Genomic DNA, 18,708 nt, shown 5'->3' on the forward strand with positions numbered 1-18,708 from the left:
GTCTTGCAGTTCGATCAGATAGACGATCTGGTCGCTGATATCGCCGTTGTTTTTAACTGGCCGCCCTCTGAACTGTTCAGCATGGATCTGGGCGAGGTGATAGCCTGGCGTACGCGGGCGGCTATCCGAAGTGGAGCCAGTGAAGCCGATGAAAAGCCTTGATATCCGCGTAGCCTTCAGCGCTATCGACCGGCTGACCCGCCCGGTCAACGCCGCCCGCCAGAGTGCGGGCGGTTTGTCTGAATCCCTCAAACGCACCCAGGCCGCTATTAAGGATCTGGACACTCAGTCCAGGACCTTCAACCGCCTGCGCGACAGCGTACAAAAGACCTCACGCAAGATTGATGAAGCCAGCCGCAGCCTGGACGGGCTGAAAAAGGCCCAGCAAAACAACACTGTGCTGACCGATAAGCAACGGGAACACATGGCCGCACTGGCCGTCAAACTAGAGCGGCTGAACATCACCCGCGATCAGGAAATGGTCAAGCTGCGCGCTGCCTCACAAGCGTTGCGCGGTCACGGTGTGTCACTGGTTGGCAGTAATGCCACTATCCAGAGCGCCATCCGGCGTACCGAACAATATAACCAGACCCTGGAGCGAGAGCGGCGGCAACTGGCTGCCGTTACGCAGGCACGCGCCCGTTATGAGCGAATGCAGCAGACCGCGGGCAAACTACGTGGTAGCGGCACGATGGCGGTAGCAGGCGGGGCGGCAGCCGGATACGCAGGCGGGCAGTTTCTGGCCCCGGCGGTTGGGTTTGATGAAGAGATGTCACGCGTTCAGGCGCTGACCCGGCTGGATAAAGGCGATCAGCAACTGGCGGCCCTGCGGGCGCAGGCCAAAAAGCTCGGCGCGGAAACCGCATTCACCACCCGCGACGCAGCCAGCGGTCAGGCGTTTCTGGCAATGGCCGGGTTTACGCCGCAGGCCATACAAGCGGCATTGCCAGGTGTGCTGAATATGGCGCTGGCCGGTGGCATGGAGCTGGGCGAAACCGCTGATATCGGGTCAAACATTCTTTCACAGTTCAATCTGGATGCCAGCCAGATGGATCGCGTGGGTGACGTACTGACCGGCACCTTTACCCGTACCAACACCGACCTGTTCAGCCTCGGCGAAACCATGAAATACACCGGCCCGGTGGCGGCCAAGCTGGGGATTAGCCTTGAATATGCGGCGGCGATGGCCGGTATGCTGGCGAATAACGGTATTCGCGGCAGTGATGCCGGTACCGCCATGCGTGCCAGCCTGGCCCGTCTGGCTTCACCGCCGAAAGCCGCAGCGGAAGCATTGAAAGAGCTGGGCGTGTCGGTAGCCGATGCCAAAGGCAAGATGCGGCCAATGCAGGACGTATTACGTGATCTCTACAAAGCTACCAAAAAATACGGCCAGGTCGATCAGGTGTCCTTCTTCAAAGATATTGCCGGGGAAGAGGCCTTTGTCGGTCTGCAAACGCTGGTTCAGTCGGCAGGCAGTGGCAAGCTGGATAAGTTATTCCAGGAGTTGCTAAAAGCTAAAGGTGAATCGGCGACCGTTGGTAAAAAGATGGCGGATAACCTGGGTGGTGACCTGAAAAACCTCGACAGTGCCTGGGAAGGGTTTCGTATTCAGGTTGAAGAAACGGCAGACCGGCCACTGCGCAACCTGACGCAGGGGCTAAGCGATGTGATTACCAACGTGAGCGGCTGGGTGAAAGAGAATCCCAGGCTGACGCAAACGCTGTTACTGGCTGTCGGCGGTGCGGCGGCATTCGCGGTGGCGATCGGTGGCACCTCACTGGCAATCGGTCTGCTGATGGGTCCGCTGGCTAAGCTCCAGCTCGGCTTTTCGCTGCTGCTGGGCGCACGGGGCGTCGGTGGTGCGGTGTCGATGTTTTCCGGGTTAAGCAGCCTGCTCGGCGGGCCGATGGCACGCATAGGTGGCTGGCTACAGCTTTTCTCTGGCAGCACAGGCCGACTGACCGCGACACTGACCCCGCTGCGTGGCATGTTACTGGCCGTGTTTACCTCGCCGGTGTCGGCATTGGGTTCACTGGTCAGGGGCGTAGGCGGGCTGTTGTTGCGGCTGAGCGGCCTGCCTGCGCTATGGAGCCTGATCACCGGCGCTGTCTCGGTGTTAGGCGGCGTGCTGTCGCTGCTGTTAAGCCCGATCGGATTGATTGGCGCGGCGTTTGTGGCGGCCGGGCTGCTTATCTGGCGATTCTGGGAGCCTGTCAGAACGTTTTTCAGCGGGATGTTTACCGGCATTGTTATCAGCCTTGGCCCCATTCGGCAGGCATTTACGGGCCTGGCTCCCGTCTTTGATGTGATTGTGTCGGCCGTGTCGCGCCTGTGGGATCGATTTACGCAGCTTTTTCAGCCTATCCAGACCACAAAGAAGACGCTGGATGACTGCGCAGTTGCGGGCTACGGTTTCGGCAAGGTGCTGGGGTCGGCACTGGACATGCTGTTATTGCCGCTGCAAAAGCTGATGGAGGGGATCGGCTGGATTCTGGAAAAGCTCGGTTTAATCCCGTCCGGACTGGATGCGGCGCAGAAAAAAGCCGATCAGTTGAAAGAGCTGACGCCGGAAGGGAAAGACCGACTGCAAGGTCTGGTCGCCAACCTGACCGGCGACCTGAAAGAGGCCACCACCGCACCACCACCCGCGCCTAAGCCACCCCTGACCGGGGACAGCGGTACCCAGCGCCGTTTGCAGAAGATTGCTGACAACACCGGCGGCGTGCTGGAAGAAACCAAAAAGCGCATCGGCCCCGGCGATATCGTTTTCAAAAACCTGCCGAAAGCGCTGGCTGTGCGTGGCGAATGGCAGGAATCCCGGCTTACTGGCGGCACACCTTCTGCCCCCTCACAGCCTGCGCAGACCATGCAGGCGCTCAGCGACCGCCCCGCCGTGGTTGCGGCGACACAGCCCGTCAAACAAGCCGACGCGTCCCCGGTCAGTCGTCCGGCGGCCAGAACACCGGCGGCGGGCGGTTTCAATGGGGAAATTCATATACACCTGCACGGCGTTGAACGGCAGGACGCCCGCGAGCTGGGCCGTATTGTGGCCGATGCAGTCAGTGCCGAACTGGCCCGCCGCGACAGGCTTCAGCGTGGCAGTTTCAGAGACAGAGAGTAAGGAGAAAAACCGATGATGATGGTATACGGGTTGTTTGTGTTTGAGCTGCAAACGCTGCCTTACCAGCAGCTTCAGCAGTCGCGTGCCTGGCGGCATGTGAAGAATGAGCGGATTAACCGCTCTGCGAAATGGCAATACATCGGTGCCGGTGAAGATCAGATTACACTGAGCGGTGTGCTGTACCCGGAAATTACCGGCGGCGAGGTGTCGTTAACCGCGCTGACTACGCAAGCCTACAGTGGCCGCCCCTGGCCGTTGATTGACGGTACCGGGCAGATTTACGGTATGTACGTGCTGACTGGTATGCAGACCACGCGCACAGAGCTGAATCGCTACGGAAAGGCAAAGAAGATTGAGTTTTCGCTGAGCTTTCAGCGCTGTGATGAAGACCTGCGGGAAAAGCTGCAATCTTCATCCTTTAGCGACATGATGGACAACGCGCGCAGCAGTGCAACCAAAGCGATGAACACCGTCAGCACAGCCATGACGGACACCGTCAACACGTTGAAAGGGCTGGTTTAACGGCCCTGTCGAAGCAGGGCCGGGCAGATCAGGTAGAAGGGATTTCCGGCCAGTCGATATCTGTGGCGGCGGATGTATCAATGCGGCTTAATTGCACCAGATAGGTTTTCCACGTCTTCAGCGCCGCTTGCTCTACGTCAGTTGCTATCCCCAGTTCCACGGCGTAACTCAGTTCAGTGATCCGCGCCGTTGCTGTTGCTTTTCGTGCCGCCTGTTCCTGCTGCGCTGCGGCCACGGCTGCGGCGTGTTGGGCTGCAACATCAGTTACCCAGATTTCGCCATTCCATTTATCGAATGCAGTCGAGGGGGAAAACAGCGTCAACCCGTCAGGCAATTCACCGAGAGCTGTCACTGTCTGCGGTTGACCATCCGCCGTGCGGTACGCCGTTTTGCCGCGCAGGTCCGGTACATGCTCCCATCCCGCACCATCAGCGCTACGCCGTAAAGCTTGCCCCGCAGCTGGCAGATCAGGCGTGTCAGCATAACTATCGGCTGGTAACCCCGTGCCGACCATCATGTATTCATAACTCGCGCCAGTATATTCACGCGTCTGCTGATCAACGTGATAAACAGTCAGCCATCCTGCGCATTCTGCCAACCCACTTTTTCCCATGCGGGCACTCTGTACAGCAACAGAATATTTCTCACTCATTATGCAGCTCTCACGATGTAGTTGAATGCGATATTTCTGGGTCGGGTTTCTGCGCCTCCCGCGGCGCCAGTTGCCGCAGGATTGTAGTTGTCAACGCCGGGAGCACCGCCGCTAGAGCCGTCTCCGTACCCTTCGATTACCCCGGTTGCTGGTCCAGTTATTCCACCATCATGCGTATGCAACTGTATCGATTGAGTCTGTGCGCTCAGTATCGCTCGACCCGCATCCACCCCACGCCCATCATCCCAGCCGCGAATAAATTCGCCGCGCAGATCCGGCAGCACACCCGATGGGTAGACCTGCGCCAGCCGTGGATAGCGGTTTTTATCAAACGCTTGGCCGTTACATTTCAGCCAGCCCGACGGGGCGGTCACTTGCGGCCACGGCAGTGGGATGCCGGTTAGCTCAGATACAGAAATAGCCCCAATATCCGCAGGCGATGGCCTGAATCCGGTGGTGTAAATCTGCTCCCAGTCATGCTCAAAGCCCCTGCTATCGCGGGACGTCCGATAACTCAACCCACCGTTACCGTAATGCGCAGCAAACTGAAGGGCACTACAACTCGCATCTGGTCCGTGAAAATGCAAAACAGCATCTGTATGTGACCCGACATCTGCCTTATAAAACCCGCTTTTGGCATCCCACGGCACATCGAAATTCTGCACTGTACCCGTAAAATCCAGTACAAAGGCGTTATCAGTGAGCGCGTTATGCACAAATGCAGTTGTCGCTAACTGGGATGAGTTATTCCCGGAATTTACTGTTGGCGCGGTAGGCACTCCCGTCAGCGCCGGGCTTGCAATCGGCGCATACGATTTAATTGACTGATTAAACTCGGCAACAGAGAGCGCCCCAATATCCGCAGGTGATGGCCTGAATCCGGTGGTGTAAATCTGCTCCCAGTCATGCTCAAAACCCTTGTCATCGCGGGACGTCCGATAACTCAGCCCACCGTTACCGTAACGCGCAGCAAACTGAAGGGCGGTACAACTCGACGCTGAGCCGTGAAAATGCAACACGGCCTGTGAATACGACCCTAAATAGGCCTCATAGAATCCGCTTTTGGCATCCCACGGCACATCCCATCCAGTCGCCCTGCTCGTAAAATCCAGCGCGAAGGCGTTATCAGCGATCGCGTTATGCACAAATGCGGTTGTCGCTAACTGGGATGAGTTATTCCCGGAATTTACTGTTGGCGCGGTAGGCACCCCCGTCAGCGCCGGGCTTGCAATCGGCGCATACTGCTTATGCGGATTCGCGTCATTCACATGGCTGGCCATCGTCCCATCGGCATGGGCTTTCGCCTCAACCGCCTTGTCATCAACCGACTTACGCGTTGCCAGCACCACCGACGGGTCGATTTTCAGCGTTACCGCGTCAGTGCTGCTGACAATCAAAATCATGCGCACCGTCTGCACCCGGCCAGAGCCTTCCTGTAATTTCGGCTTGTAGGTTTCCGGGCAGTTGGCGACGGCAATCAGATTGCCATTGGCGTCGTACAGGCCGATCTCACGTATCCACCAGCCGCCTTCATCTTCTGGGATCACCTGCTCAGCGATGATCTGACCGGGGTTTGCCGGGTCAACATTCAGCGAATTAAGTGGTGCCCGGCGGCGCTCATTCACCAGTTTTGTTTGCGCCGGGTCGGGAGTTGGCAACGTGCCGCTGCCATCGCCAAGCGCCATTTGTGTAATCGATAGTTGCCGTCCCAGCGCGGTGGCGTTCGCCAGCAGTGCCGCGCCGGTGTTTGTCAGCAAGGCAAAATATTTTGTCGTCATGCATTCACGCTCACGTTATCAGAAAGATGTATCGCACCGCCGCACTTGTCAGCGCCGCTGATCGTAATGGTTTCGGGAAAGTAGGGGTAAACGGTAAGTGCATCGCCACTGTACTGACCAGCAGCCAGCGGGATATCACCCGCGCAGTCCATAACGATATTTAGCCCCAGCAAGTGGCGACTTACCGGTTTGGCGTCGGCAATCAGGCGCTCCAGCTCCAGATAGGTTTCCTCAGTGATGCCAGCATCCTGCACGCCGATATCCAGCCGGAAGGTGCCCGGCTGGCCGCCGGTCTGCCACCACTCCGTGATCCGAATCAGATAGCCGAACGGCTCCACTACCCGGCGCAATGCCGCGAGGGTGCCCTTCTGGCGGTGTACCAGCCAGGCCGCCTTGATCACCTGGCGCTTGGTCTGTTCTGACCAGCGTTTATCCCAGCGATCAACCGACAGCGCCCAGGCGAGGTACGGCAGTAATTGTGCCGGGCAGCGCTCAGCGTCCCATAACGTATCCAGACAGACCGCTATCTCACTCAGGCGCAGGGTGGAGTTAGCGACGTTGCGCATAAAGTCGCTGGCTGATGGGGGTAGCAGACTGTTACTCATCGCTGCCGCCCTCGGTGACCGTGAACCCGGTGCAGTACGCCGCCTGCGTGTCGCTGATCACGATGTCCTGCGCCGGTTCCAGCAGTTCAACGCGTTGCACCCCTTGCACATGCAGCGCCGCCATGATGGCCGAGCGAGCCACATCGCGCCCGATGCGCCCCTGCGTACCGAGCCATGACGTTAACGCCTGCTGTGCGGCCTGCTGGATCGGCTCCGATTCCGGCCCCGGATAGCGGTACAACACCGCCGTAATGGCATAGCGCACAATCCCGGCGCTTTGCACCGTCAGGCGGTCACCAACCGGGCGTTTATCATCGGTGGACAGCGCGGCATCGACAGCCGCCAGCAAGTCAGCCGAAGCGCTGCCATCACCCTCGGTGGATAACACCGACACCACCACTACCGCCGGGGACGGGCTGATCGCCTTGGCATCCGCTACCTTGCCGCTGGCACTTTTGGCGAAATACTCATACGCACCGGTTGGCCCCGCCACGCTCAGCCCGTCAAAAGCTGCCTGCGCCCGTAAACGTAGCGCGCTGTCACCTTCCATCACGGCATCGGCGGTGTCAGTCGCTTCGGTAATGGTTAGTCGCTGGGTGTTCAGGTTGGCCGCCAGATTATCCAAATCGGATGACACGGCATGACTAAGCAGGCAGGCTTCCGCGCCTTCGTTAATCCGCTGGCGTAGCATCATTTCCCGGTAGGCGATCACCTGCGCTATCACGGTTAACGGCTCGGACTCCAGCGACAGCGCAGCGGTCACAGACGCCTGCTGAGCGGCCGGAAAGGCGGTAATCATCACCGCTTTCACGTCCTGAAGGATGACTTCGAAGTCCAGCACTTCAATGATCTGCGGCTGGGGTAACTGCGATAAATCAACCGTCGCCATCACCGTGACTCCTGAGCGTAAGGGTAGAGCTGGCCGCCTGCATCGTTTCGGTAATCAACCCTGATAACTCCGCTTCCACCGTTCCCGATGCTGAATAACGAATATCGACGGCATTCAGCGAGATACGCGGCTCCCAGCGCGTCAGGGCGATAACGGCAGCACTCATCAACTGAAGCCGCGTCACAGCGTTCTGCGGCGCATCCAACAGGTCAGGGATCAGGCTGCCGTAATCCCGGCGCATCACCCTGGATGCCAGCGGCGTAGTCAGAATGTCGCGCACTGACTGCCAGAGCTGATCTGCATCGGTCAGGGTGCCGGTACCATGCGGATTCATGCCGGTATAGGTCGCGGTCATTGTGTGCCACTCGTCCAGCTACCGCCGGGCTGAATGCCACCGTGGCGATGGCTATCCACCTGAACGCCGTTAGAGGTCATCGCGCCGCCAGAATGCGCCACGTTACCGGCCAGGGTGCCGCCGTGGGTGATCTCGACGGTGCGGGCCTTCAGGTGCTGAGTGCATTCCACCACCGGCGTGCTCAGTGTGACGCTGACCGAGGCCACCACGTTGACGGTTTTCATGCCGGTGGCTTCCAGCGCACCGGCCACGGCGTCATACCGAAACCGGGCACCGTCCGGCGCGGTGATCACAATTTCCTTCAGGCTGCTGCCCGGTGCCGGGTGGGCCTCGCTGAAAAGGCTACCGAGAATCACGGCGGTTTCCGGGTTACCGCCAAGGCACCCCAGCAACACCTGTTCCCCGACAGCAGGCGGGAACCAGACGTTAAACGCCCCGGCGCGTGTGGTGTTCCAGCGTAGCCAGTCGGTGAGCAATTCACCGCTCTTAACGCGCACTCGCCAGCTTTCCGGGTCAACCGCCGTGACAACGCCGACACGCAACAGGTTTTCCAGTAATCGCATCAGTTCAGCACTCATGTGGCGGCACTCCCCAGACTGTTGATCACCGTTTCATGGATCAGTCGCTCATCAGCCGGGGAGATCCCCAGCAGTTCGCGCACCGGGTAGCGGGCAAAGGCACCCGGCCCGACCTTGTCACGCTCGCCATACTGATGCACGCGAGCGATACGGGCGGCGATACCATCAAAGCCGACGCTGGCCCCTTCGGTATCGGCCTGCATTTTGAGAAAACGATAACCGCGCAGGCGCTGAAACATCGGGGTTGTCTTGCTGGTCGTGCGGCGCACTGCCTGCGTGTTGATCTCGATATAACGCTCAATATCACTGCGGTAAAACGTGCGGATGGCGTTGCGGTCTTCATCAAAGCCGGTGATCGTGCGGCCGTGTTTTCCCCGGCCACCGTGCCAGTTTTTCAGGTGGCGCACCTGACCTTCCCAGACAAAAATCATTCCCTGCTGCGAGCGCAACACCTTGCGGCGGCGGGTCGCATAGGCCGAGCCGTCCGGGTTCCTCTGCGCCCTGATGCGCTGCTGCTGACTGCGGCGTAGTGCCTGCCCGACCTGACGGGCTGTTTTCAGCCGCCCGGCGGGTGACAGGCCGGAAAGGATGTCATCAAACACCTGATCCAGTGCGTGAAACAGTTTATCCGTCATGTCGCTGTCTCCCCGGTGGCATCGTCAAGCACCGCATCCCATACCCCGCCGGTGAGGCGCGGACGAGGCTCAGGCAGGTGTTCGGCACGCAGGATGCCGTTATCGTCCCGCGTGACCTTAACCCGCTCGCGCACCGGGATTTCAAACAGAATATCGGCGCTGTCGTCGTTGTTGATAAGCGTGGTGAATTTCACCTCGCGGTTCTTTTGCGGGTTCAGCAACAGGTCGGGCTGGTTCTGCCACAGCCAGGCCATTAACGGTAAGGTGAAATCGTCGATATCACCGGTGAAGTTCATCACAAACAGCACCAGCGAGTAGCGGTACAGAAACGACGGCGTTTCCCCGGTGGTTTCAATACCGCCTTCTTCCACAAATACCGTGAAGGCTTCCGGGTTGGCCCGGCACCAGGTATTGGATGCCGTCAGCGCATCACGCAGCGAATCGGTTTTCAGCATGAGCATTCCCCTATGGTGTGGCGGCGGCGTCCTTCAGGCGCTGAAGACGACGCAGGTATAAATCGTTGATGGCGGCCTTGTCTGCATTGCAGGTGTCCAGCGCATCCAACAGCTGATCACTCCAAAGCGCGACCGCGCCCCAGGTCACCGGTGTTTTCAGTACGGGCGTCGGTGTGGGTGCCGTCAGGCTGGGCGGTACCGGGTCGTGCAGTATCTGCACGCTGGACGGCGGCGCGTTTTTGCAGGCTGTCGCTGACAGCAACAGGCACCACAGTGTTAGCGCACGTATCGGGCTGCATCCCCTCACGCATCTTTTCACGGCGTTCTTCCCCTTCGGCATAACGTTGTTGCTCACGCTCGCGCACCTGTGCCAGCACGTTTCTGGCATCGTCGGCCAGTGCCCGAAATTCGGTTAACAGCTCGCGCTGTTGTTGAGCGCTGTCGGTCAGTGCCTCGGTATGTGCCCGGTCAATGCCGCGTTGGTAGGTTTGCCAGAGCACACCACTGACGGCCAGCACCAGCAGCACGGCAAGGGTGGCGGTCAGCTTCATGGCACACCCGCCAGATCACGCAGGCACCAGGCTTTAAAGTCGCTGCGACGATTGACCAGCCCGGTGGAGCGCTGGCCGCCGCTGTTGACAAAATCGGTCAGCCGCTCACACATTGCAGGCCATTCGTGCGCCTGCGCATGTTTCCAGATGGTGGTACGCTGCTTGCTGCCCTGCCGGTTGGTAAACCACATCAGGCCACTGCAACCGAGGTTAAACGCCGTGTCGGTCATGGCTTCGAACGCCGATTGCGGCATGGCAGCACCATTAAAATTACCGTTGACGCAGTTCTCTGCTCGCTGCATATCGTTGACCCAGCGGCGGGCGATCTCGTCATTGCTGTACGCCCGGTTTTGCACGTTACCGGTAGAACCAATGCCCACCGTCAGCACACCGGCGGGGCAGTAATACGACGACGCCCGGCAGTCTTCCCAACTGGCCGTTTTCTGCTGTGCTTCCGGCGACGTGCGCAGGGTGCCGGGGGACAGCGTGACGCCGAGCGCCACAATCAGCGCAATCGAACAGCGTTTAATCGCGGTTTTCATCGTCAACGTCACCCTGATGCAAAATAGCCACCGCACGGCGTTCCGATGTATTCAGCGTGCGGCGCTCGGACTGCTGTAAAATCTGTTCAATCAGTTCATTGCGGCGTCGCTGTGCGCGCTCGATACGACGCCGGAACAACCAGGCACGCCACGCGGTGACAACACCGATAACCAGGCCCGCCAGCGCAACTTTTTCACTGACGGTCATCACCCCGATGCCGGTCACCATCACGGACAGGCCATAGGTCACCCCATCATTGAGGCGCTGAAGATCGTTTAATCCCATAACTGCACCGTTTCCTGTTCTGTCTGACGGGGAATATCAGGCAGCGTGATAGCCTGCCCGGCTGCCAGAAACATCTGGCGGCTTAACCCCGGATTGGCGGCGATCACCTGCTCGGTGACACCGGCGGATGTGCCGTAATGGCGATAACAGAGCAAGTCCACCGTATCGCCCTGAAGCGCCCGGACCACCATCAGCACAACTCCGCAAAAAGCCGCTGGGCACCGCGTATATCGGCGATGCTCCAGCGCGCATCACGCCATAAATCGTCACGCTGGTTATCAAAGGTGTCTGTTGCCTTGTCGCCTTTGGCCGTGGTATCCACATCGCGGTATCCCTCCAGCAACAGCGCACGGGCGATGGCATAAACCGCACGCCTGAAGCGGTACACCTTGATACTTTCGCCGTTGACCTGTCCGGCCGGAACGTCCGCCAGTGCGGCATATCCGGTGGCCTGTTGCGTCTGCTGCCAGCTCGCCAGCTGGTCAGTCACATGCACCACCGCTTCCGTGGTGACGTGCATCAGGCGGGTGGTGGTGATACCGCCGGTGATGCGGGCGGCCAGGCGCAGATCACGCAGGACGATCACCGGCCAGAACGCCCCGGTGCTGACTGCCGCCGCGCCGTCGTCAATCTCCGGTACGTCACCGCTGTCGCTGACACGTTTTTGAGCTACCAGGCTCATGCTCAACTCTCCCAAAAGTCAGGCGGTGGGCACCGGGCAAAAAGACCGTATACGGGCAGATCACCCGGCGCGCCGCCTGTCGGACGGGGCCGAAGTCGTTAACGTTTGGCAGACTGACGGGCGGCTTTACTTTTGCCCGTCGGCCGTGTGGTTTTCCGCGCCGTGGTGTTACGCACGGCGGCTTTTTTTACCGCTGGCTGCGTGGCGTCGGCTGAAGCCGCAGGCGGTGTCTCCGTGGTCGTTTCATCGTCGCCGGGTGGGCCGTCTTCCGGCTCGTTACTGCTGCCCGGCATGAGCTTTTTCAGCTCCCGCGTCAGGGTGGCGATCTCCCGTTTCACTCCCGCGTTCGGATTGCGGGCCATCGCTTCCCGGAACAGTGTCAGTGCCTCAGCTTTGGTTTGTGCATCCACTGCCGCACGGCGTGAGAAGGCGCGGGCTTTGCACAACTTGGCGCGCACTTCATCCGGCATGTCTTTGCCATCCACAATCGCGGCCACTTCATCCAGCACGGCGGTATACCCGCTCAGGTCGGCATCTGCATCGGTGGTTGCCAGCGTCAACACCGGGTTGCTCACTTCCTCAGCCAGTACCGTTACCGCATCGCGGCGGAACTTGTCGGCAGGCAAAGACAGGCCATGCTTAACGACGTAACGCCCCAGCCTCAGTGTCAGTGCGCTATCCTGGCAGTCAATCGCCCATACCATCAGGGTGACGATCACTTCATCCTGTCGGCCGCTGTCGCCTTCCAGCGTGCCATCAATCCAGCCGTCATATTCCGGCAGCATGGCTTTTTTCATCTCTGCTTTGGTCGCATCAGATTGCACCTGTTTCAGCGTGGCCTGATGCAGGCGCAGACGGTGAAGGATTTGCTCATGGGCAGTGCGTGACACCACCGTTTCGGTGTCCGCCTGGCCCCGGCGCTCGGCCATGACCCGCTGAAAATGTCGTTGTGCCGGTGTCAGCATGGTGTGTTCTCCGGTTGGGGCGGGGTGTTACCCCGCCTGGCTGTTACTGGCCGTCGACTGCTGCCTGCGCAAACTGAATCCCGTCGATCAGGGCGACCTTGCCGTAGTCCTCCACCACAAAATCATCGTTGGACGACTGGTAGGTGGCGACCCGGTTGTACTCCGGTTCTTCCACGATGCTGCGGCGCAGCGCCCCCAACAGGTAGTACACCGACAGATTCTTGAACGAGGTGATCAGCACCGCGTTGGACGGGAAGTACGGTGCCAGGAAGGTCGGCAGACCGCCCACACGCTCCTGACTGACAATCAACTGACCGGCCAGCAACTCGGTATTGGGGTTGCTCTGGCTCAGTGCATTAAGGCGCGGAAAGTTGCTGGACGTCAGCAGGTCGGACGCCATGATCACCACCAGATCCGGTGCCCTGCGATGCCACGGATCCAGCAGGCTGTTTTTGGCGTCAAACACAGCGGTGTCGAGGTTGCCGTAGGTGCCTTTGGTGACAATCTTGTTGTCTTCGTCGCGGGCGGTCAGCGTGACGTTTTTGATAATGCGGTGCCCCGCATCGTTGCGGATTTTTTGCAGCCAGCCGACACCGCAATCCTGCAACAGCGGATTGGCGCTACGGTTGGATTTCTCGGCATAGGTGGTACCGTTGAAACCGATCATGATGCGGTCAAGGCCGATTTGCCGCGCATTGGCCTGGCTGATCAGCGCCTGAAAGTTAGGCTGTGATGCCCAGACATCCAACTGCGGGTAGCTGACTGCCGAGTCATAATTCACCTTACGGCAATGATAGTCGTTAGGCTCTTTAGAATGGTTGTCAGTCGGATTGCGGCGGGACGTGCCGTCGCTGCTGTTGTTGGTGCTGGCAATCGGCCCTTTGCTACCGATCAGGATTTTCTGACCTTCCTGATCCTTCACGCCAAACACGTTAATCTGTTTCAGGAATTCATCGCTTTCCTGTGCGGCCTGCTCCATACGCTGCTGGATGGCCGGTTCGACGCTGAAGGTCATCGCCACGGCATTCGGCTGCACCCCGTTAAGCTGCGCCTGACGTGAAATATACTGATCAAAAAGGTTACGGGTCGTGTTTTCCATGTTCGCTTGTCTCGCTTAACGGTACTTAAAAGTCAGCCAGTTGCGCGCCGCTGTTGCCGCCGCTGGCTGCTGGGCGCTGGCTGTAACTGTTATCCTGCGTCGCCAGCTTTTGCGTGAGTGCGGCCAGTTCGCTGGTCAGCGTCTGAATGGTTCGGCTGTCCTGCTGTTGTTGGGTTTTCAACGTGTTGAAACTGTCCAGCAGGTCAGCATGGGACTGGGCAACGTTTTCCACCGCCTCACGCATCTGGTTAAACTGCTCACTGTCCGATTTACGGCCTTTGCCGATAATCCCCATCACGCGGGAAAACCATTGCTTCCCCTCGTCGCTGTGCTGTTCGGACAGCTCGACCAGCTCCGCTTCCATCGCTTCGGTGAACATGACCGGCTCACCGGGCAGATTGTTGAATGCCTGCACCTGTGCCCGTTGTTGTGCGGCGAATTTCAGGCGATCGGTGCCCAGGCTGGCCGGGGTATCCGTCATCGCCAGGCCGCGCAGATACGGCTTGCCGGTCGCGGCAAACTGCGGGTCGATTTCGATACTGGAATAAATCTTCTTCCCTTCGCCGGTGAGCTGCTTCATTCGCTCGGTGGGTTCGATTTCCGCATACAACGCGGCACGGCCTTTTAGCGGGCCGTCGGTGATGTCTTCCGCGCTTAGCGCAATAACATCACCCATCGCACTGAAATCACTGCCCGGATAGGGAGAAAGAATATGCTCAACGTTAACGCGGGCACCGTATACCTGCGGGTTGTAGCTTTCCGCCATTGCATAGAGGTGGTCGCGTCCGATTTCACGCCCGTCAACGGTGGAGCCGGAGACGGCAACCCGGAATTTTTTGCGGGTCGGTTTAGCTGTACCGCTCATGCCTGTAGTCCTGTCCTGTGGTATCTGTGACATCATGATTGCAGAGCCTAACTCCCTGTCTCAACGCTGTTTTGTTGTCGGCGGAGGGCCAGAGCCGAAAGTGAGCGAAAGGCGGATCGCGCGCGGGGTAATCTTCCCGGCAAAGGGGGAAACCGCGCATGATTCAGGACGCATTTGTACGGCAGCGAGCAAAACAGCTTTACTGGCAGGGCTACCCGCCAGCGGAAATTTCGCGCCTGATGGGGATTAATCAAAACACGGTGTATGCCTGGAAAAAGCGCGACGAATGGGACGAGACGCCGCCTATCCAGCGCGTGACGCATTCTATCGATGCACGGTTGTGCCAGTTGGCCCAGAAGCCGACTAAAACCGGTGGCGACCTGAAGGAAATGGACGCGCTGACCCGGCAGTTGAAAACGCTGAATGACGGCCAGCCGGGCAATGCCGCAGGCGGCAAGAAACCCCGCCAGCGCAAGGTGAAAAATCACTTTTCTGACGAACAGATTTCCGCGTTGCGAACCAACATTCTCGACTCACTGGCCTGGCATCAAAACGGCTGGTATGAGCAACGTCACCACCGAAATCGCATGATCCTGAAGTCACGCCAGATTGGTGCCACCTGGTATTTTGCCCGTGAAGCGTTATTGCGGGCGCTGCGTGATGACGTGGCTTACCCTTATCAGCGCCACCAGATTTTTCTTTCTGCCTCGCGCCGTCAGGCACACCAGTTCCGGGGCTTTATCCAGAAGGTGGCGGAAGAGGTGGACGTCGAACTAAAAGGCGGCGACAAAATCGTCCTGAGCAACGGGGCTGAGCTGCATTTTCTGGGGACGTCTGCCGCGACGGCGCAGTCCTACACCGGCAACCTGTATTTCGATGAATTTTTCTGGGTCAGTAACTTTGCCAACTTGCGCAAGGTGGCCGGGGCGATGGCGACCCTGAAGGGGTTGACGCGCACCTACTTTTCCACCCCATCGAGTGAAACCCATGAAGCCTACCCGTTCTGGACAGGCGCACGCTGGAATGAGAAGCGCAGTAAGGCGCAAAAGGTCGCGTTTGATGTGTCATGGAAAGCACTCAATAGCGGTTTGCTATGCCCGGATAAAACCTGGCGTCAGATTGTGACGCTACAGGATGTCATCGATCACGGCTGGGAATACACCGACCTGGAAGAAATCCGCGACGAAAACAACCCGGATGAATACAACAACCTGTACGGCTGCGAGTTCGTCCGTGATGGTGAGTCCGCCTTTAACCTCAACCTGTTATTTAGCTGCGGTGCCGACGGTTACGACGAGTGGCCGGACTGGAAACCTTTCGCGTCACGCCCGATGGCTGATCGCGGCGTCTGGGTTGGTTATGACGCCAACGGCAGTAGCGGTAACGGCGACAGCGGCGCGATCTCAGTGGTGGTACCGCCACTGGTGGCGGGCGGCAAATTCCGCACCATCGAAACCCAGCAGATACGTGGCCTGGAGTTCGAAGAGCAGGCGAAGGTTATCGAGGCACTGACCTTCAAATACAACGTGCAGCATATCGCCATCGATGGCACCGGTATCGGTGAAGCGGTCTACCAGATTGTTAAGAAATTCTTCCCGGCGGCGGTGTGCTTCCTGATGTCGGTGTCATCCAAACGCGCCCTAGTGCTGAAAATGCTTCAGGTCATTCGTGCTGGTCGCTGGGAATACGACCGCAGCGAGCAGGCACTGATCAACGCGTTCAACGCCGTGCGGCGTGTCAAGACGCCAGGCGGCATCATGACTTACGACACCGACCGCGCACGCGGCTCTAATCATGGCGATCTGGCCTGGGCAACCATGCTGGCCGTCATCAATGAACCACTCGGCCAGGAGCAGGGCGGTGGTGGCTTTGCGATGGAGTTCTGATGAAAAGAAAAGATAAAACCGGCACACGCCGGGTGGTTACCGCTAGTCAGCCAGATATGGCCGCGGCCCTGAAAAGCGATCCGGGGCTGAGCGCGTTTACCTTTGACGGCCCCTATCCGGTCAGGGATGGCCATGACCTGCTGGATAATATGTATTGCGCCGACAATGGCCGTTATTACGACACCCCGGTGGACTGGTACGGGCTGGCTCGCGCGTTTGGTAGTGCGTCATGGCACCAGTCCGCGCTGTACTTCAAACGCAATGCGCTGACCGGGTGCTTTATCCCGCACCCGTTATTGTCGCGTCAGGCGTTCTCCGCCTTCGTGCTCGACTGGTTTGTTTTCGGCAACGGTTATCTTGAACGACGGGTCAACCGGCTGGGCGGCGTGCTGGCCCTGCGTCACGTTCCGGCCAAGTACACCCGGCGCGGCAGCGATCTGGATACCTATTGGTTTATCCGGCAGTGGAAAGATGAACACACGTTTGATACCGACAGCGTGTGCCACGTCATCAACCCGGATATTCACCAGGAGATCTACGGTATGCCGGAGTACATGGGCGCGTTGCTGTCGGCCAGCCTGTCACACTCTGCCGATATGTTCCGCAAGCTCTACTATGACAACGGTTCGCACGCCGGGTGCATTATCTACATCGGCGCATCCCAGGTGGATACCGAAAGCATGGATAATGTGAAGAAAACGCTCAAAGAAGCGCGCGGTAAAGGCGCGTTTAAAAACCTGCTGTTACATGCGCCGGGCGGCGGTGAAAAAGGGGTACAGATTATTCCCTTCAGCCAGATATCTGCCAAAGATGAATTCCTGAATATCAAATCGGTGACGCGCGATGACATTCTGGCAGCGCACCGTGTACCGCCGCAACTGATGGGCGCTATGCCGGAAGGCAACGGCTCCTTTGGCGATGTGGAGAAGGCCGCGCGGGTGTTCGCCATCAACGAACTGATGCCGGTGATGGAAGCACTGAAGCATGTGAATGACTGGCTGGGGATGGAGGTGATCCGCTTTAACCCTTACGCCCTGTTGAAAACCGAGTGATATCCCGCCACTGCCGTCGCACTCACGCGGCGGTTTTTATTCAAAAACTTTCACGTCACCTGCACGCAATCCCTTTTCAGATCAACGGCTAACGCCACAATTATCCACCCGCATAAAACCGCCTCAGCGCTACGCTATCGGGCGCTCTCACCGGATGCCGCGCCGTGTCTCCCGAACGGAAATACGCACGCAGTAGGCCGGGAAATGTGCCAGATTTGGCACATCAAAGGGGATCCCTACCTACCCCCATCGCGGGGGCTGTTCCCCCGTCACCTGCGCGCTGCTTTCGCTTCATTTTTTGTGCAAGTGCAGAAACCGGCCCGGCGCGCGTGCGTACCGGGCGGAAAGGGGAAAAATAGCATCAAAAAAGTTGTGCAAAATTGTGCGGGTTTGTGCGGCGCATTTGGGGCAAAAAAAACCTGCCGAAGCAGGTTTCAGAGAAGGTTATAAATTTACAAAATCATCTGTTCAGGACGGCATCCATACAGTTCAGCAAGCTTCTGACGGGTTTTCTTTTGCGGTCGCGAATCTTTCGCTTCCCACTGCGAAACTGCTGATTGTGTTGTACCCAGCCTTTCAGCGACATCGTACTGAGACAGCCCACGATAAACACGCCACGCAGCGAGCAGGCTGATATCGTCACGAAACATGATTTCTACCACGTCGTTAGGCACGGTTTCGTTATCATGCTCATCAGCAAGATAAGGGATCTCTTCATAGCCTGCATCGCTATCAGACATCAACTTTTCATATTCGCCGATTGGCAGCACTACAAACTGAGGCTTGCCGTTCACGTCATTGATAAATTGTAGTTTTGACATAATTTCATCCGGGTGTCAGTGAGTCGCGGTGTATGTCATAAGGAAACTGGCGGGCTACCCCGCCTGATAGTCAGTAAGTTGTTGAGGTTCTGCGCTTGACCGCCTGCACCTCGCAAACAACAGGTTCACCCTTAATGATCTCGAAAATAACTCTGTAATCTCCCACGCGTAACCTAAATTTACCGGCCTCACCTTTCAACGCGGTAATATCGAGTTTGACAGCGGGAAAATTCTCCAACTCGGCGACTTTCTCACTAATGGTGTCCTGATATCTTCGGTCTATCGTTGAACGTTGTTTCAACGCTTTCCTTGTCCAGATTACCTTTACCATCTGTTTCCTCGGTTTTTAAAGAGCATATCCGCTTGGGA

General features: G+C 58.3%; 24 protein-coding genes. 5 read left to right on the forward strand and 19 right to left on the reverse strand.

The window, feature by feature from the left end; genetic code table 11:
• Positions 1-3 precede the first annotated feature (3 nt).
• Genes Dpoa569_RS06805 through Dpoa569_RS06815 form a run of 3 tightly spaced genes read left to right on the forward strand, consistent with a single transcriptional unit; the run spans position 4 to position 3,643 of the window.
• A complete protein-coding gene (locus tag Dpoa569_RS06805) occupies positions 4-162 on the forward strand; it encodes a GpE family phage tail protein (RefSeq protein ID WP_042871416.1) in 159 nt (52 codons plus the stop codon).
• Positions 149-3,121, forward strand: a complete 2,973-nt coding sequence (locus Dpoa569_RS06810) for a phage tail tape measure protein (RefSeq protein WP_042871414.1) — start codon at positions 149-151, stop codon at positions 3,119-3,121. The genes Dpoa569_RS06805 and Dpoa569_RS06810 overlap by 14 nt, the downstream gene beginning before the upstream one ends.
• 12 nt (positions 3,122-3,133) lie before the next feature.
• Positions 3,134-3,643 (forward strand): phage tail protein, encoded by a 510-nt coding sequence (locus Dpoa569_RS06815; protein WP_042871410.1) that lies wholly within the window; start codon positions 3,134-3,136, stop codon positions 3,641-3,643.
• 28 nt (positions 3,644-3,671) lie between these two features.
• Here Dpoa569_RS06815 and Dpoa569_RS06820 read toward each other — a convergent pair whose 3' ends face one another.
• From Dpoa569_RS06820 to Dpoa569_RS06900, 17 genes are all read right to left on the reverse strand, one after another.
• The gene (locus Dpoa569_RS06820) at positions 3,672-4,295 is read right to left on the reverse strand and encodes a tail fiber assembly protein (RefSeq protein ID WP_042871408.1); all 624 of its coding nucleotides are present in this window, start codon (positions 4,293-4,295) and stop codon (positions 3,672-3,674) included.
• Entirely contained in the window at positions 4,295-6,073 is a 1,779-nt protein-coding gene (locus Dpoa569_RS19800; RefSeq protein WP_407643804.1) for a phage tail-collar fiber domain-containing protein, read from the reverse strand. The genes Dpoa569_RS06820 and Dpoa569_RS19800 overlap by 1 nt, the downstream gene beginning before the upstream one ends.
• Positions 6,070-6,678: a phage tail protein I gene (locus Dpoa569_RS06835; RefSeq protein WP_042871406.1), complete on the reverse strand. Its 609-nt coding sequence runs from the start codon at positions 6,676-6,678 to the stop codon at positions 6,070-6,072. Before Dpoa569_RS06835 ends, Dpoa569_RS19800 begins: the two co-directional genes overlap by 4 nt.
• Positions 6,671-7,567 (reverse strand): baseplate assembly protein, encoded by an 897-nt coding sequence (locus Dpoa569_RS06840; RefSeq protein WP_042871403.1) that lies wholly within the window; start codon positions 7,565-7,567, stop codon positions 6,671-6,673. Before Dpoa569_RS06840 ends, Dpoa569_RS06835 begins: the two co-directional genes overlap by 8 nt.
• Positions 7,554-7,922: a GPW/gp25 family protein gene (locus tag Dpoa569_RS06845; RefSeq protein ID WP_042871400.1), complete on the reverse strand. Its 369-nt coding sequence runs from the start codon at positions 7,920-7,922 to the stop codon at positions 7,554-7,556. The genes Dpoa569_RS06840 and Dpoa569_RS06845 overlap by 14 nt, the downstream gene beginning before the upstream one ends.
• The gene (locus tag Dpoa569_RS06850; protein WP_042871398.1) at positions 7,919-8,500 is read right to left on the reverse strand and encodes a phage baseplate assembly protein V; all 582 of its coding nucleotides are present in this window, start codon (positions 8,498-8,500) and stop codon (positions 7,919-7,921) included. The genes Dpoa569_RS06845 and Dpoa569_RS06850 overlap by 4 nt, the downstream gene beginning before the upstream one ends.
• Complete coding sequence (locus tag Dpoa569_RS06855) at positions 8,497-9,135, reverse strand: phage virion morphogenesis protein (RefSeq protein ID WP_042871395.1); 639 nt, start codon at positions 9,133-9,135, stop codon at positions 8,497-8,499. The genes Dpoa569_RS06850 and Dpoa569_RS06855 overlap by 4 nt, the downstream gene beginning before the upstream one ends.
• Positions 9,132-9,590: a phage tail protein gene (locus Dpoa569_RS06860; protein ID WP_038906363.1), complete on the reverse strand. Its 459-nt coding sequence runs from the start codon at positions 9,588-9,590 to the stop codon at positions 9,132-9,134. The genes Dpoa569_RS06855 and Dpoa569_RS06860 overlap by 4 nt, the downstream gene beginning before the upstream one ends.
• Before the next feature lie 10 nt (positions 9,591-9,600).
• Entirely contained in the window at positions 9,601-9,804 is a 204-nt protein-coding gene (lysC, locus tag Dpoa569_RS19865) for an Rz1-like lysis system protein LysC (protein WP_456073104.1), read from the reverse strand.
• Positions 9,707-10,141, reverse strand: a complete 435-nt coding sequence (locus Dpoa569_RS06865; RefSeq protein ID WP_042871386.1) for a DUF2570 domain-containing protein — start codon at positions 10,139-10,141, stop codon at positions 9,707-9,709. Before Dpoa569_RS06865 ends, lysC begins: the two co-directional genes overlap by 98 nt.
• The gene (locus Dpoa569_RS06870; RefSeq protein ID WP_042871383.1) at positions 10,138-10,683 is read right to left on the reverse strand and encodes a lysozyme; all 546 of its coding nucleotides are present in this window, start codon (positions 10,681-10,683) and stop codon (positions 10,138-10,140) included. The genes Dpoa569_RS06865 and Dpoa569_RS06870 overlap by 4 nt, the downstream gene beginning before the upstream one ends.
• Positions 10,667-10,969 (reverse strand): HP1 family phage holin, encoded by a 303-nt coding sequence (locus tag Dpoa569_RS06875; protein ID WP_016940962.1) that lies wholly within the window; start codon positions 10,967-10,969, stop codon positions 10,667-10,669. Before Dpoa569_RS06875 ends, Dpoa569_RS06870 begins: the two co-directional genes overlap by 17 nt.
• On the reverse strand, positions 10,960-11,160 hold the full coding sequence (locus tag Dpoa569_RS06880) for a tail protein X (protein ID WP_016940961.1): 201 nt from the start codon (positions 11,158-11,160) through the stop codon (positions 10,960-10,962). The genes Dpoa569_RS06875 and Dpoa569_RS06880 overlap by 10 nt, the downstream gene beginning before the upstream one ends.
• Positions 11,160-11,651, reverse strand: a complete 492-nt coding sequence (locus Dpoa569_RS06885; protein WP_042871381.1) for a head completion/stabilization protein — start codon at positions 11,649-11,651, stop codon at positions 11,160-11,162. The genes Dpoa569_RS06880 and Dpoa569_RS06885 overlap by 1 nt, the downstream gene beginning before the upstream one ends.
• Positions 11,652-11,749: 98 nt before the next feature.
• Positions 11,750-12,616 (reverse strand): phage terminase small subunit, encoded by an 867-nt coding sequence (gene gpM / locus Dpoa569_RS06890; protein WP_042871379.1) that lies wholly within the window; start codon positions 12,614-12,616, stop codon positions 11,750-11,752.
• A 43-nt stretch (positions 12,617-12,659) separates the two neighbouring features.
• The gene (locus tag Dpoa569_RS06895; protein WP_042871377.1) at positions 12,660-13,715 is read right to left on the reverse strand and encodes a phage major capsid protein, P2 family; all 1,056 of its coding nucleotides are present in this window, start codon (positions 13,713-13,715) and stop codon (positions 12,660-12,662) included.
• A 25-nt stretch (positions 13,716-13,740) separates the two neighbouring features.
• Complete coding sequence (locus tag Dpoa569_RS06900) at positions 13,741-14,580, reverse strand: GPO family capsid scaffolding protein (protein ID WP_042871376.1); 840 nt, start codon at positions 14,578-14,580, stop codon at positions 13,741-13,743.
• Positions 14,581-14,738: 158 nt separating this feature from the next.
• Between Dpoa569_RS06900 and Dpoa569_RS06905 the strand changes: the two genes are divergently transcribed.
• Together Dpoa569_RS06905 and Dpoa569_RS06910 are read left to right on the forward strand one after the other, a co-directional pair.
• Positions 14,739-16,466, forward strand: a complete 1,728-nt coding sequence (locus Dpoa569_RS06905; RefSeq protein ID WP_042871374.1) for a terminase large subunit domain-containing protein — start codon at positions 14,739-14,741, stop codon at positions 16,464-16,466.
• The gene (locus tag Dpoa569_RS06910; RefSeq protein WP_042871372.1) at positions 16,466-17,518 is read left to right on the forward strand and encodes a phage portal protein; all 1,053 of its coding nucleotides are present in this window, start codon (positions 16,466-16,468) and stop codon (positions 17,516-17,518) included. The genes Dpoa569_RS06905 and Dpoa569_RS06910 overlap by 1 nt, the downstream gene beginning before the upstream one ends.
• 452 nt (positions 17,519-17,970) lie before the next feature.
• On the opposite strand, the gene Dpoa569_RS06915 is transcribed toward Dpoa569_RS06910, so the two are convergent.
• Both Dpoa569_RS06915 and Dpoa569_RS06920 read right to left on the reverse strand, forming a co-directional pair.
• A complete protein-coding gene (locus Dpoa569_RS06915) occupies positions 17,971-18,339 on the reverse strand; it encodes a helix-turn-helix domain-containing protein (RefSeq protein WP_042871370.1) in 369 nt (122 codons plus the stop codon).
• A 70-nt stretch (positions 18,340-18,409) separates the two neighbouring features.
• On the reverse strand, positions 18,410-18,670 hold the full coding sequence (locus tag Dpoa569_RS06920; RefSeq protein WP_042871369.1) for a type II toxin-antitoxin system RelE family toxin: 261 nt from the start codon (positions 18,668-18,670) through the stop codon (positions 18,410-18,412).
• Positions 18,671-18,708 lie beyond the last annotated feature (38 nt).

Origin of the sequence: Dickeya poaceiphila (assembly GCF_007858975.2) — a bacterium.
Classification (GTDB): domain Bacteria; phylum Pseudomonadota; class Gammaproteobacteria; order Enterobacterales; family Enterobacteriaceae; genus Dickeya; species Dickeya poaceiphila.